The organism is Bradyrhizobium sp. R2.2-H (genome assembly GCF_004346455.1).
Taxonomy (GTDB): domain Bacteria; phylum Pseudomonadota; class Alphaproteobacteria; order Rhizobiales; family Xanthobacteraceae; genus Bradyrhizobium; species Bradyrhizobium diversitatis.
Genome location: NZ_SMBR01000001.1, coordinates 344,865 through 357,482, shown reverse-complemented (window position 1 = coordinate 357,482; position 12,618 = coordinate 344,865). Strand labels below are relative to the sequence as shown.

Annotated in this window: 12 protein-coding genes; 4 read left to right on the top strand and 8 right to left on the bottom strand. The window is 62.2% G+C overall.

Annotated features, from left to right (window positions below; translation table 11 throughout):
• Nucleotide 1 precedes the first annotated feature (1 nt).
• Genes EDE08_RS01705 through EDE08_RS01695 form a run of 3 tightly spaced genes read right to left on the bottom strand, consistent with a single transcriptional unit; the run spans nt 2 to nt 2,855 of the window.
• Nucleotides 2-1,888: an amidohydrolase gene (locus EDE08_RS01705; protein WP_131866551.1), complete on the bottom strand. Its 1,887-nt coding sequence runs from the start codon at nt 1,886-1,888 to the stop codon at nt 2-4.
• Complete coding sequence (locus tag EDE08_RS01700) at nt 1,885-2,175, bottom strand: XapX domain-containing protein (protein WP_131866549.1); 291 nt, start codon at nt 2,173-2,175, stop codon at nt 1,885-1,887. Before EDE08_RS01700 ends, EDE08_RS01705 begins: the two co-directional genes overlap by 4 nt.
• 29 nt (nt 2,176-2,204) lie before the next feature.
• Complete coding sequence (locus EDE08_RS01695) at nt 2,205-2,855, bottom strand: hydrolase (RefSeq protein ID WP_131866547.1); 651 nt, start codon at nt 2,853-2,855, stop codon at nt 2,205-2,207.
• A 342-nt stretch (nt 2,856-3,197) separates the two neighbouring features.
• On the opposite strand from EDE08_RS01695, the gene EDE08_RS01690 reads away from it, so the two are divergent.
• Nucleotides 3,198-4,022 (top strand): alpha/beta fold hydrolase, encoded by an 825-nt coding sequence (locus EDE08_RS01690; protein ID WP_131866545.1) that lies wholly within the window; start codon nt 3,198-3,200, stop codon nt 4,020-4,022.
• A 93-nt stretch (nt 4,023-4,115) separates the two neighbouring features.
• Here the strand turns inward: EDE08_RS01690 and EDE08_RS01685 are convergent, their stop codons facing one another.
• The 3 genes from EDE08_RS01685 to EDE08_RS01675 all read right to left on the bottom strand — a co-directional run bounded on the left by EDE08_RS01685 (nt 4,116) and on the right by EDE08_RS01675 (nt 6,988).
• A complete protein-coding gene (locus EDE08_RS01685; RefSeq protein ID WP_131866543.1) occupies nt 4,116-4,820 on the bottom strand; it encodes an alpha/beta fold hydrolase in 705 nt (234 codons plus the stop codon).
• Nucleotides 4,821-4,974: 154 nt separating this feature from the next.
• Complete coding sequence (locus EDE08_RS01680; RefSeq protein WP_245524670.1) at nt 4,975-5,604, bottom strand: helix-turn-helix domain-containing protein; 630 nt, start codon at nt 5,602-5,604, stop codon at nt 4,975-4,977.
• Between the two features lie 460 nt (nt 5,605-6,064).
• Nucleotides 6,065-6,988: a ring-cleaving dioxygenase gene (locus tag EDE08_RS01675; protein ID WP_165935692.1), complete on the bottom strand. Its 924-nt coding sequence runs from the start codon at nt 6,986-6,988 to the stop codon at nt 6,065-6,067.
• Nucleotides 6,989-7,054: 66 nt separating this feature from the next.
• Between EDE08_RS01675 and EDE08_RS01670 the strand changes: the two genes are divergently transcribed.
• From EDE08_RS01670 to EDE08_RS01660, 3 genes are all read left to right on the top strand, one after another.
• The gene (locus EDE08_RS01670; protein ID WP_245524669.1) at nt 7,055-8,122 is read left to right on the top strand and encodes an alpha/beta fold hydrolase; all 1,068 of its coding nucleotides are present in this window, start codon (nt 7,055-7,057) and stop codon (nt 8,120-8,122) included.
• 106 nt (nt 8,123-8,228) lie between these two features.
• The gene (locus EDE08_RS01665) at nt 8,229-8,999 is read left to right on the top strand and encodes an MBL fold metallo-hydrolase (RefSeq protein WP_245524668.1); all 771 of its coding nucleotides are present in this window, start codon (nt 8,229-8,231) and stop codon (nt 8,997-8,999) included.
• 318 nt (nt 9,000-9,317) lie between these two features.
• A complete protein-coding gene (locus EDE08_RS01660; RefSeq protein ID WP_131867412.1) occupies nt 9,318-10,931 on the top strand; it encodes an MFS transporter in 1,614 nt (537 codons plus the stop codon).
• Nucleotides 10,932-11,181: 250 nt separating this feature from the next.
• On the opposite strand, the gene EDE08_RS01655 is transcribed toward EDE08_RS01660, so the two are convergent.
• Together EDE08_RS01655 and EDE08_RS01650 are read right to left on the bottom strand one after the other, a co-directional pair.
• Nucleotides 11,182-11,895 carry an ABC transporter ATP-binding protein gene (locus EDE08_RS01655; RefSeq protein WP_131866537.1) on the bottom strand — a complete coding sequence of 238 codons (714 nt, stop codon included), beginning with the start codon at nt 11,893-11,895 and terminating at the stop codon, nt 11,182-11,184.
• A complete protein-coding gene (locus EDE08_RS01650) occupies nt 11,876-12,607 on the bottom strand; it encodes an ABC transporter ATP-binding protein (protein ID WP_131867410.1) in 732 nt (243 codons plus the stop codon). The genes EDE08_RS01655 and EDE08_RS01650 overlap by 20 nt, the downstream gene beginning before the upstream one ends.
• Nucleotides 12,608-12,618: the final 11 nt, after the last annotated feature.

The window sequence follows — 12,618 nt, the reverse complement described above, 5'->3', positions numbered from 1 at the left end:
GTCAAACCGCCCAGCACGCGCATCCGAGAGCGCCCCAGAAGCTCCGGAGGTCCGAGACCGGCAAGCGGCTCGCAAAGGCCGACGCATGATCGTGCCCGTGCACGCCACAGGAATTCGAGCAGCCGCACGCCTGCATGGCGCGCATCGCCAGACTGCCTTGCTTCCCGTTCGCCCTGTCGTCCGCCCAGGCGGCGTAGCCACCGAAGCGGCGAACGGGCGACCAGTCCGGCATTGCCGGCGGCGGCGTGACCGCCTCCAGTTTCGAGAAGTCACCGGCTCCGTACACGATCCGGCCGCCGACCATGGTCAGCAGCGCCGTCGTGTCGGCGATTTCGGCTTCGCCGCAGGAGAAGTAGTCGCGATCGGGAACGACGAGGTCCGCGAGCTGGCCGACCTGAATACGCCCCTTGTTGCCCTCCTCGTTCGAGAACCAGGTGACGTTCTCCGTCCACATCCGCAGCGCGGTCTCGCGGTCCAGGCAGTTCCGTTGCGGCGTGATCCGCAATCCGCCGACGGTTCGCCCGGTCACGAGCCAGGACAGCGAGACCCAGGGATTGTAGGACGCCACCCGGGTCGCATCGGTGCCGGCCGACACCTTGACGCCCTTGTCGATGATCTTCCGGACCGGAGGTGTCGCCTCGGCGGCACCGGCACCGTATCGTTCGACGAAATATTCGCCCTGATAGGCCATCCGGTGCTGCACGGCGATGCCGCCACCGAGCGCGGCGATACGGTCGATCGACTGGTCCGAGATCGTCTCGGCGTGATCGAAGAACCAGTGCAGGCCCTCGAGCGACATGTCCTGGTTGACCCGCTCGAACACGTCGAGCGCCCGCGCGATCGTCTCGTCGTAGGTCGCATGCAACCGCCACGGCCACTTGTTCTGCACGAGGACCCGAACCACCTCTTCGAGCTCGCCCTCCATCTCCGGCGGCATGTCCGGTCGCGCAACCCGGAAATCCTCGAAATCCGCGGCCGAGAACACCAGCATCTCGCCGGCGCCATTGTGACGGAAATAGTCGTCGCCTTGCTTGTACTTCGATGTCCTCGTCCAGTTCAGGAAATCTTCCTTCTCGCCCTTGGGCTTCTGAGTGAAGAGGTTGTAGGCAAGGCGGATCGTCAGCAGGCCCTCATCGCTCAGCTTCTGGATGACGGCGTAGTCCTCCGGATAGTTCTGGAAACCGCCGCCGGCATCGATCGCCCCGGTCACGCCGAGCCGGTTGAGCTCACGCATGAAATGCCGGGTCGAATTGACCTGGTAGTCGAACGGCAGTTTGGGTCCCTTGGCGAGGGTCGCGTAGAGGATGTTCGCGTTTGGCTTGGCCAACAATAAGCCGGTCGGATTTCCGTTCGCGTCGCGGACGATCTCGCCGCCGGGCGGCTCCGGAGTGTCCTTGGCATAGCCGACGGCGCGTAGCGCAGCGCCGTTGAGGATCGCCCGATCGTAAAGATGCAGCAGGAACACCGGCGTATCCGGCGCGACCGCGTTGAGCTCGTCGATCGTGGGGAGGCGCTTTTCCACGAACTGGTGCTCGGTGAACCCGCCGACAACCCTCACCCATTGCGGCGGCGGCGTGATCGCCACCTGCCGCTTCAGCATGTCCATCGCATCGGCGAGAGATCGAACCCCGTCCCAGCGCAGCTCCATGTTGAAGTTCAGCCCGCCGCGGATGATGTGGAGATGGTTATCGATCAATCCGGGCAGCACGCGATGCCCCTTGAGATCGACGATCCTGGTCGAGGGGCCCGCTAGCTTCATGACGTCGTGATCGTATCCGACGGCGACGAACCGGCCGTCGGCGATGGCCACGGCAGAAGCCGTGGGGTTCGAGCGATCGAGCGTCGTGAACAAGCCGCGATGCAGGATGATGTCGGGTGCCGGGCTCATGAATGCTTCTCCGTGCCTTCGAGCGAAGGCTTGCTGTTCGCTTGATCGCTATCGCGCCCCGGCAACATTCCGAAGAGGTGCGGCGCGCACTTGGCCTGGTGCCACGCGGCCGCGAGGCCCTCGCCCGAGAGCAACTGGCGAGCGACCGGGACGATCTGCTCGCCAGCGAGGATGCCGAGAAGCCCGACCAGCGCCACCAGTGGCGGAGCCGGCGAACGCACGTTGAGCAGGCTGTAGACGACGCCGACCAGAAGGCCGGCGCCCAACGACAGGAGATAGATTTTCATGGCATCATTTTCGGCCGGGCCTGCCGACCTCAGGCCGCCTTCGTGCCACCCTCGGAGGCGTGTTCGCCGAGCGCCCACTTCGAGAAGCGGATCTGGATGCCGTAGGGCGAGTGCGCGCGCTGGATGTCCATCATGCCCTCATAGGTTTCGCTGCGGGCCCAATCCTGTTGGAGCTCATAGGCGTACTGCGAGGAAGTGATCGGCACGGCGCCGGCCTGGATCGCGCGCTCCATGGCCCGGTTGTGCGCTTCGAGCGAGAGATCGCCGCAGGCGTCGGCGGCGATGTAGATCTCGTAGCCTTCCCGCAGCATGTCCAGCGTCGGGAACAGCACGCATGCTTCGGTCCAAAGTCCCGCCAGCACGAACTTCTTACGGCCGATCGCAGCGACCGCGTTGCGGAAATTGGCGTCGAGCCACGAGTTCATCGAAGTCCGGTCGATGATGTCGTGGTCTGGAAACAGCGAGGTCACTTCGGGGATGAACGGGCCGGAAAAGGACGCTTCCGCGACCGTCGAAAGAACAGTCGGAATCTTGAAGAGCTTGGCGGCCTTGGCGAGGATCTGTACGTTGTTGAGCGTAACCAGGCGGTCGTGCGACTGGACGCCCTGAAACATCGCGGGCTGATAGTCGATGAGCGCGATCGCGCTGTTTTCAGGGGTGAGCATTTCGAGCTTGGACATCAGGATGGCTCCTTGCGATCGGCAGTTGCGATCGAACGACCGGGAATGGTTGCGAACGAGCACATGGTGGGCAACTATCGCTTCCGCGGCTTGGACAATTCTGTCGTGGCTTGGATTCCAGCACGATGATCAATGCCGGTGCGGCGAATTGGCGGGCGCCTCGACCGAAATCGCAAGCCAGTCCAAATGGCGCATAAGCCATCCAAGCAATCTCCCGGACCGATCGTTTAGCGATCGCAAGACGTGCTCATGTTCGCAACATGACGGCGCTGCCGATCGCGGCCGCAAGGGCCATGCGAAACAGCTGCCGATCTTCCAACGCGAAAGAACCCGGAGAGTGCAATGCCGACGATTACCACCAAGGATGGAGTCGAGATCTTCTACAAGGATTGGGGCTCCGGCCAGCCCATCGTTTTCAGCCATGGCTGGCCGCTGTCATCCGACGATTGGGACGCGCAGATGCTGTTTTTCGCAGGCAAGGGTTTCCGCGTGATCGCTCACGACCGCCGCGGGCACGGCCGCTCGGCCCAGGTCGCCGACGGTCACGACATGGACCACTATGCCGACGACCTCGCCGCGCTGACGGCCCATCTCGACCTGAAGAACGCCGTCCACGTCGGACACTCCACCGGCGGCGGCGAGGTCGTCCACTACCTTGCACGTCACGGCGAGAGCCGGGCCGCAAAAGCCGCTTTGATCGCAGCCGTTCCGCCGATCATGGTCAAGACGGCCGCAAATCCCGGCGGATTGCCGAAGGACGTTTTCGACGGGCTGCAGCAGCAGGTCGCGACCAATCGTGCGCAATTCTACCGCGATCTTCCCGCAGGGCCGTTCTACGGCTTCAATCGGCCGGGTGTGAAGACGATCGAAGGTGTCGTCCAAAACTGGTGGCGGCAGGGCATGATGGGCAGCGCCAAGGCGCACTACGATGGCATCGTCGCCTTCTCCCAGACCGACTTCACCGAAGACCTCAGGAAAGTCGGGATTCCCACGCTGGTCATGCACGGCGACGACGACCAGATCGTTCCCTACGCCAACTCCGGGGCATTGAGCGCCAAGCTGCTCAAGAACGGCACGCTCAAGACCTACAAGGGATTCCCGCACGGGATGCCGACGACCCAGGCGGAAACGATCAACGCCGATCTGCTTGCGTTCATCAAGGGCTGATACCGGGGCTTGCCACGGGCGATCGACACGATCGCCCGTGGCATTCGTCAATTGCCGAGAGTCCCAAGTGGTCTCCCGGCAGCAGGCGCGGCCTCACGGCCTCGTCGCATTGACGGCATCGACGATGACGGCCGCAACAGCCTCGGGCATCGACAGCAAGGACATGTGACTTGCCTTGAGTTCGGTCGTGTTCGCCTTCATCCTCGCCGCGAGACTACGCTGCAGTTCGACGCTGACAGCCCGATCCTCGGTCGAAACGATATACCAACTCGGCCGTGCCTCCCAAGCGGCTTCCGTGATCTTGTCACCGAAGGTGGACTTGGAAAGCGGCGTCTGGAGAATCGACAGGAGGCGCGCGTCTTTCTCCGCCAGGTCCTGAGCCACGTCGCTGATCCAGCCCTCCTCGCTCAGCTTGAGGAAGCCGTCACCGCTGTCGATGATCTTGGACAGCGCTGGCGGAGCCGCGTGCCCGCCGACCTCGTCACCGACCGATTCGCCCGCCCCGGGCGCGAACGCGGCGACATAGACGAGGGCCTTCACCTTCGGATCGCGTCCGGCTTCGGTAATCACGGCACCACCCCAGCTATGGCCCGCGAGAACCACCGGGCCGTCGATGGCGGCCAACGTTCGCCTGGTTGCGGCGACATCTTCGGCGAGCGACGTTGTCGGATTCTGCACCGATAGGACGGGAATACCCCTCTCCAGAAGATACGGAATCACAAGGCGCCAGCTCGAGCCGTCCGCCCACGCACCGTGGACCAAAACGACCGTGGGACCAAACGACGGGGCCTTATCCATGATATTGAACTCCTTTGATAACCGACGGAATGATGCCTGTCGGATCTAGGAGACGATCGAGCCCGCTTCTTGTGGGCTTGGAAGCCGGATTGGACCTTTTTGCGCTATCTCGCCTCGTCAAGGCGACAAGAAATCTGTGCTTGGTCGCCGCCGATCAGCTGGCGGTCCGGTCTCTTCGCCAGGCTCCTGGACTGGCGCCGACGCTGCGGGAGAAGACCCTCGTGAAGTAGCTCTGATCGGCGAAGCCGCAGATCAATGCGATGTCGGCGAGCGGGAGCTTGGTCGTCAGCATCATCCGCTTGGCTTCCTCGATGCGAAGCTGCGAGAGATATTGATGCGGAGCGACACCGGTGCTGCGCCGGAACGACCGCGCGAAATGGCTGGGCGTCAATTTGCACTCGGCCGCGACGTCGGCGATCGTCAGGTTGCTCGACAGACGAACGCGCATGATCTCCTTGGCGCGACGCTCCTGCCAGGGCGCCAGACCGCCCTCCGCCGTCCCATTCCGGCGACGCATGCCGCCATAGGTCTGCGCGAAATGGGCCAACAGGCTCAACCCGAGATGATCGACGAAGAGTTGGTCTGTGGAGGGATCCTGCTCGATCGCGGTCAGCAGAATACTCGACAGCGTGGACAGGAAGGGGTCGCGGGCATCGCGCTTCCACGCAAGCGTCGATACGGGCTTGGCGCCATTCTCGTAGGCGAACTCGTCCAGCGCCTGGTAAGGCACGTAGTATTGGATCGCGTCGACAGGCCCGCGGAACTCGCACTGCGGATTGTCCATCAGATCGATGACACTGACGGTCCCTGCTCCGAAAGACCCGGAATATCGTGGACGCCCAGTCAGCCAGCAGGCGTGTCGATCCAAGTCGCCCAATTGGTGGAGAATGCTGTAGGCCGGCTCCGACGGGATCGGGGCGGTTCGGCCTCGCAGGAAGCTTGGGCAGGTCAGATGGGTTGCCGCCAAAGCGAGCTTTTCATGTCGTTTCACCTGAAGGAGACAATCACCCTCCATTCCCAGGTGCTGGCTCAGGCGTTTTCCGAAGAATCCATCATTGGCGTGGTCGAATTGACCGGTCACGTGCATCGATCCGCTGTTGGAAATGCTCACAAATTAAGCGAAAAGCCGAGACCTCGGTGCATTTCGCGCGGCGGAACGATATATCCAGCACAGCATGTCAAAGACAAGACTCGGATCGCTGTGCCCGTCCGTCGATGCATGTCAGACGTGCGAACCAAAAAAATCAGTCCAATGGCGCGAGAAGCATCTGGAGCTCCGGTCGACGCTCTTCCAGAAAAGCAGGAAGCTTGAGGACCTTGCCGAGGCTCTCGCGGGGTTCGTCGACGCAGAAGCCGGGGCCATCTGTCGCAATCTCGAACAGAACGCCGCACGGCGCTCTGAAGCCGACTGCGCTTAGATAGGTTCGCTCGATCGGATCGCTGACTGCAATGCCATACGTGGACCGGAGCTTCTCCACCATCGCGGAGCGGTCCTCCTCGTCGGCCGCCCGGAAAGCCACGTGCCGGATCGTGCCGCCGCCCAGTCGTCCGCGTGACGATTTTCCTATGGTCCTCAACGTCAGCGACCCGCCGGCGCCATCGTGGGCCGCAAACCGCACCGCCCCGTTGGCCCGGGAGAGCAGGGAGAAGCCGAGCACATCCTGAAGAATCTCGGTCGTCATATCTTCGTCCCTGACGTTCAACGTGACCCCGTGGAGTCCGGCCAACGGCTGGGGATCGGCGGCTTCGACCGCCGGCCCCCCGGTCTCCACGAGCGCGATGGCTGCACCGTCCGGGTCGGTTATGCAGACCATGCGCTCGCCGAACGGCGTCGCTTCCAGCCGGTGGGGAATGTTCAAGGACTCGAACTTCTCAGCCCAGCTCTCGAGCGAATCGGGAGCGATCCGAAAGGCGGTCTGCACGACTTCGCCGACGCCGATCATGCCCGGGGTTACGCAGTTCCAGGCGAGCGTGCTCATGACGGCGCCCGGATTGCCGAGGTCGTCGCCGTAATACAAGTGATAGCTGCCCGGATCATCGTAGCAGACCGTCTTCTTGACCCGCTTCAATCCCAGGATATTGCCGTAGAAATTGGAAGAGCGGCGAACCTCACGAATGATTGCCGTAACGTGGTGAAGTCCTCGCGCATTTAGATGGTTGCTTGCCAATGAGGGGCCCTCGCCCGTTTCTGCCCGTCCTGTTTTGATGCCGCACGCTTAAGTGCTGATCGCGGGTTGTTCCGAAGACAGAAGCGCGAAGAAGGCCCCAAATCTTGGACTTTTTCCCGATCTCGAGAGTGCTGCAAGCCGTTCTCCGCTGCAACTGCCAAACGGCCGCCCCGGAGCGACGCAATCGTACAAGCCGCCGCCAAAATCTCCAATCGCCCCAGGACGAGTTGGGTGAACTTGACCCCCGAAATTGGCCCGCGAGATCAGATCATGACCGAAATTCGCCGCACGACATGTCGGGCGAGCGGCATCAGACAGTTCTACCTCGAGGCCGGAACCGGCCCACCTATCGTCCTGCTGCACGGCTTTCCGGAAACCAGCTTTGCCTGGCGTTTCCAGATCCCGGCTTTGGCCTCCCGCTATCGCGTCATCGCTCCGGATCTTCGCGGCTACGGCGAGACCGACAAGCCCGCGAGCGGCTATGACAAGCGGACGATGGCCAATGACATCGTCGAACTGCTCAAGGAACTCGACATCGAACGGGTTGCTCTCATCGGTCATGATCGAGGTGCGCGCGTCGCCACCCGGCTGGTCAAAGACCATCCCGAGCGCGTCGATCGCCTGGTCGTCATGGACAACGTGCCAACCCGCATTGTGGCGCGTGAAATGAACGCGAAGATCGCGCGCCAGTACTGGTTCTTCATGTTCCACCAGATTCCCGACCTTCCTGAGGCGCTGATCGCAGGCCGCGAAGACATCTGGCTGCGCCACTTCTTTTCCGACTGGTGTCACGATCCGTCCACCATCAACGGCGATGCGTTCGAGACCTACGTACAAGCTTACAAGGCGCCCGGCGCCGTTCGTGGCGCGATGGCCGACTACCGCGCGAGCGCGGAGGACATCGCCCAGGACCTGGTCGATGCCGAAAGGAAGATCATGTGCCCAGTGCTATCGCTGTGGGGCGAGGATTTCGGCGCAGTCGGCCGCCTGTTCGACATGAAGGCGGTCTGGAGCGAGATGGCGGAAGATCTGACCGTCGCTCCGATCCGGAGTTGCGGACATCTTCCCCAGGAGGAGCAACCCGACATCGTCAACAGGCTGCTCCTCGACTTCCTCGAGGGCTGGGCGGCCTGACACCCCGGCCAAAAGTCCAATCTGCCTTGAGGCCGGACAAGAAAGGACCGCAGCATTGTTGGAAACGGGCTGCCATTCGTGCCGCCAGAGACTGAGCGAGGACAAGATGCGGGGCATCAAATTCACGACGCTGTTGCCGGTCATTGTCCTGTGCTGCAACGGCACGGCGCAGGCCGCTGCCCCGCAGGTGAGGACGCAAGCTCCCGGGTTCTATCGAATGATGCTGGGTCGCTTCGAGATAACCGCGCTGCTCGACGGCACGCATCCATTTCCGGTCCACGACGTGATGACACGAAACGAGACGCAGATCGGCGGGGAGCGGAAGGCAGTGAAACTTGCGGCGGGCCATCCTGGCAAGGCCGATGCGCTCCTTGCGGATTCGGATCTCGGGGTACCGCTAGAAGGATCGATCAACGCCTTCCTCGTCAACACGAGCGACAAGCTCGTCCTGATCGACAGCGGCGCCGGTAGCCTGTACGGCACCTGCTGCGGACATCTGTTGGAAAACCTCCAAGCGGCGGGCTACAAGCCGGAGCAGGTCGACGAGATCTATCTGACGCATCTTCACGCGGATCATGTCGGCGGCATCGCTCCGCATGGCAAGCCTGTCTTTCCCAACGCAATCGTGCGGGTCAGCCAGAAAGATCTCCGCTACTGGCTCGATCCCAGGAGCGAGGACGCAGCCCCCACATTCCTGAAGCCCATGTTCGACGGGGACCGGGCTTCGCTGAAGCCTTACATCGACGCGGGGCATGTGAAGCCTTTCGACGATGGACAGGAGTTGTCGCTTGGGATTCGTGCCGTGCCAACTCCTGGTCACACCCCCGGACATACTTCATACGAAGTCGTCAGCGACGGCCAGACGCTCTTGGTTTGAGGCGACCTCGTCCACGTCGCACCAATCCAGTTTCCGGACCCCGCAATCACCGTGACCTATGACAGCGATCCAATGTCGGCGGAGGCACGGCGAACGGAAATGTTCTCCCGAACCGCTCGGCAGGGAACATGGATCGCCGCGGCTCATATCTCTTTCCCGGGGATAGGACACGTCCGATCGGCCGATGGCCAGTTCGAATGGTTGCCTGCCAACTACACGACGGTCCTGAGCCCTTCGCATGAATCAAGCGTGCGCCCGAACAACTGAGCCAGCCAGGCCGGCTGTCGCGGCCAGAATCGGATCGGCCAAGTGAGCACGATGTCTTCTGACCAAACACGTGAAGCGGCGGACGTTTCCACCGGCTCGTCGCCATGGATAGCCTTTCGTCACACGACGTTCACGGTGGTCTGGATTGCGACGGTGGTCGCGAATGTCGGGACCTGGATGTACAACGCCGCGTCCGGATGGTTGATGACCAATTTGGACGCCGATCCCCTCACCGTTTCGCTGGTACAGGTGGCAAGCAGCCTTCCGATGTTTCTCTTCGCGCTGCCGGCCGGCGCGCTTGCGGATACGGTCGACAAGCGCCGCTTCCTGATCGGCTGCGAGGTGGCTCTCACGATCGTCGCAGCTGCCAGCGCGATCGTCGTCGGTCTGAACGTCGTTACGCCACCTGTCCTCCTGCTGTTCACTTTCTTGCTTGGCGCCGGCGCCGCGTTCACCGCGCCCGCTTGGCAGTCGGTGGTGCCACAGCTTGTTCCCAAAGCGGATCTGGCCGCAGCGGTCGCCAGCAATGGGGTCGGCGTCAACATCAGCCGCGCCATCGGGCCGGCTCTCGGCGGCGTAGTCATCGGTGGTTTGGGCATCGCGGCGCCGTTCTGGTTCAACGCATTGAGCAATGTCGCGGTGATCGGGGCGCTCATCTGGTGGCGCCCGGCGTCCCCCTCCGGCAATACGCTGCCCCCGGAACGTCTGACCGGCGCGATGATGGTGGGCCTACGTCACGCACGGTTCAATCCGAGCCTCCGCGCAACGCTCATTAGGGCGGTGGCTTTCTTCTTCTTTGCAAGCGGCTATTGGGCTCTCCTGCCGCTTGTGGCACGCGATCGAATCGCCGCTGGCCCTGAGCTCTACGGAATCCTGCTGGGCGCCATCGGCCTCGGTGCGATCGCCGGTGCGTTGGCGCTATCCTGGATGAGGAAGTCCCTCGGACCTGACCGTCTGGTCGCCGCGGGAACGTTGGGTACGGCGCTCACTCTGATCCTGCTCGGCTTCGCCAGAGATGCGGCGGTCGGTGTCGCGGCTTGCGCGATTGCCGGTATCTCATGGATCGCCGTTCTCGCGACCGTCAACGTTTCCGTCCAGGTCTCGTTGCCCGACTGGGTCCGCGGTCGCGGTTTGGCCATGTTCGTCACCGTCTTCTTTGGTGCGATGACGGCCGGCAGCGTCCTCTGGGGACAGCTTGCCTCCAGCCTCGGGCTGCCAGCCGCGCTCCTCATCGCCGCAGCAGGCGCCGTGGCTGGAATCGTCCTAACTTGGCGCTACAAGCTTCAAGGCGGTGCGAGCCTCGATCTCGCTCCGTCGATGCATTGGCCGGCGCCGATATCGTCGATCGATACCGACGCCGACCGTGGACCTGTGCTCGTCACGGTCGAGTACGTCATTGCTCAGGAGAGACGCGATACCTTCCTGTCCGCGGTCATGGAATTGGGCCGGGCGAGAAGACGGGACGGCGCCTATGCATGGGACATCTTCGAAGACGTGTCGGAGAGCGGACGCTTCCTGGAAACGTTCATGGTCGCGTCCTGGCTGGAACACCTCAGGCAGCATCAACGCGTGACGAACGCAGACAAGGTAGTCCAGGACGCGATCATCCAGTTCGGCGCTGCGACCGAACCCAAAGTTACACATCTGCTAGCGGTCCGTCATTAGCCGCCAATAGGATATCGCGGCGGTACAGCCTGAACGGCTAACCCCGGACGCTACCGTCAGGGGTATAGCATCGCGAGAAATCGTAGTTTGGCGTAGCGGGGGTCCGCTACACCGTTAAACCCACTATTTCGGAAGCGCTGTCCCCACACCAACCGAACCTACGATATCTCATCCACTCTTTCGCTTCGGACAGTTCGTGATCCCAAAGTGCAAGCGCAGCAGAGGAACGCTGAAAGGCCTCGGGCATGCGTCAGTGCACCCCAACACCGAGCAGGCGCTCGACCATCTTGGGGTCGTCCCGCAAGTGCGCGCATTCCCCACTCCAGACCGCTTTGCCGCGTTCAACCACCATGACATGATCGGCAAAGCGCAGCGCTCGTTCGATCTGCTGCTCGACCAAAACGATGGTCATCTCACCAGAACTCGCCAGCGCAGTGATGATTTCCATGATCTGATCGCAGATCACTGGCGCGAGCCCCTCGAGCGGTTCATCCAAGAGGAGAACTGAAGGCCTTCCCAGCAGCGTCCTGGCGAGCGAGAGCATCTGCTGCTCGCCGCCCGATAATTGCGTCCCGAAATGGCGTCGACGTTCGGCCAACCTCGGGAACATCACGTAGACCTCGTCGAGCGCCTCTCGACCTCGATCTTTAAGACCTGCGACCAGGTTTTCTTCGACAGTCAGCGACCGAAAAATGTCGCGCGTCTGCGGTACGTAGCCGAAACCTCGCTGAGCACGTGTAGATGCCTTGGACTCCGTGAGATCTGCTTCGCCCAGGAATACTTTCCCGCCATGATGGGTTGTCAGACCCATGAGCGATGCGAGCAAGGTCGTCTTGCCGACTCCGTTTCGACCAAGGACGCTGAGACGACCTCCGGGCAGAACCTCGAAAGAGACGTCATCGATGACGCGGGTGGGGCCATACCCGGCACTGAGACCTTTGACTTCAAGACGCGTGGCGGGCATCTGCGTAGCTACCTAGATAAGCACGACGGACTTCCTGATGGTGCGTGACTTCTGCCGGATCGCCCTGGAAGATCAGCTTTCCGTTGGCGAGAACGAGCACACGGCGGGCAAATCTGAAGACCAGGTCCATGTCATGCTCGATCATCAAAACCGCGATATCAGAAGGCAATCTGTCGATCGCCTCGATGATCTTGGAGGACTCCTCTGACGGCACCCCTGCCGCGGGCTCGTCCAGGAGCAGGACCTTCGGCTCGAGAGCAAGCCCGATTGCCAGGTCAAGAAGGCGCTGCTGGCCGTACGCCAGTTGCGAGACCTGCCTGTCGGCCAGATGGGCGATACCGAGCGTTCCAAGCGCCCGCTCCCACTCCCGACGAACGTCCGGCCGATCCATCGGGGAAGAGAATATATTCCTCGTGAGCCCCATTCGTTGCATCACGGCGAGCGCGACGTTCTGTGCGACGGTCAGGCTCTTGAAGAGCCTCGTAATCTGAAATGTCCGGATCAAGCCGGCATCGACGCGATCGGAAATCGGTAGCGCGGTCACATCAACCCCGGCGAGGTGTACGGAGCCTTGTGAAGGGGTCAAGTCACCGGAGATGACGTTGACGAGCGTGGTTTTCCCCGCGCCGTTCGGGCCGATCAACGCGACCCTTTCTCCCTTCCCGATACTGAAGGATATATCATCGTTTACCCTCATCCCGCCGAAGGACATCGACACGTTTC

Coding starts and splice junctions, on each gene's coding strand:
- EDE08_RS01705 (WP_131866551.1), bottom strand. CDS start 1,888: ATGAGCCCGGCACCCGACATCATCCTGCATCGCGGCTTGTTCACGACG.
- EDE08_RS01700 (WP_131866549.1), bottom strand. CDS start 2,175: ATGAAAATCTATCTCCTGTCGTTGGGCGCCGGCCTTCTGGTCGGCGTC.
- EDE08_RS01695 (WP_131866547.1), bottom strand. CDS start 2,855: ATGTCCAAGCTCGAAATGCTCACCCCTGAAAACAGCGCGATCGCGCTC.
- EDE08_RS01690 (WP_131866545.1), top strand. CDS start 3,198: ATGCCGACGATTACCACCAAGGATGGAGTCGAGATCTTCTACAAGGAT.
- EDE08_RS01685 (WP_131866543.1), bottom strand. CDS start 4,820: ATGGATAAGGCCCCGTCGTTTGGTCCCACGGTCGTTTTGGTCCACGGT.
- EDE08_RS01680 (WP_245524670.1), bottom strand. CDS start 5,604: ATGGACAATCCGCAGTGCGAGTTCCGCGGGCCTGTCGACGCGATCCAA.
- EDE08_RS01665 (WP_245524668.1), top strand. CDS start 8,229: ATGCGGGGCATCAAATTCACGACGCTGTTGCCGGTCATTGTCCTGTGC.
- EDE08_RS01660 (WP_131867412.1), top strand. CDS start 9,318: ATGTCTTCTGACCAAACACGTGAAGCGGCGGACGTTTCCACCGGCTCG.
- EDE08_RS01655 (WP_131866537.1), bottom strand. CDS start 11,895: ATGCCCGCCACGCGTCTTGAAGTCAAAGGTCTCAGTGCCGGGTATGGC.
- EDE08_RS01650 (WP_131867410.1), bottom strand. CDS start 12,607: ATGTCCTTCGGCGGGATGAGGGTAAACGATGATATATCCTTCAGTATC.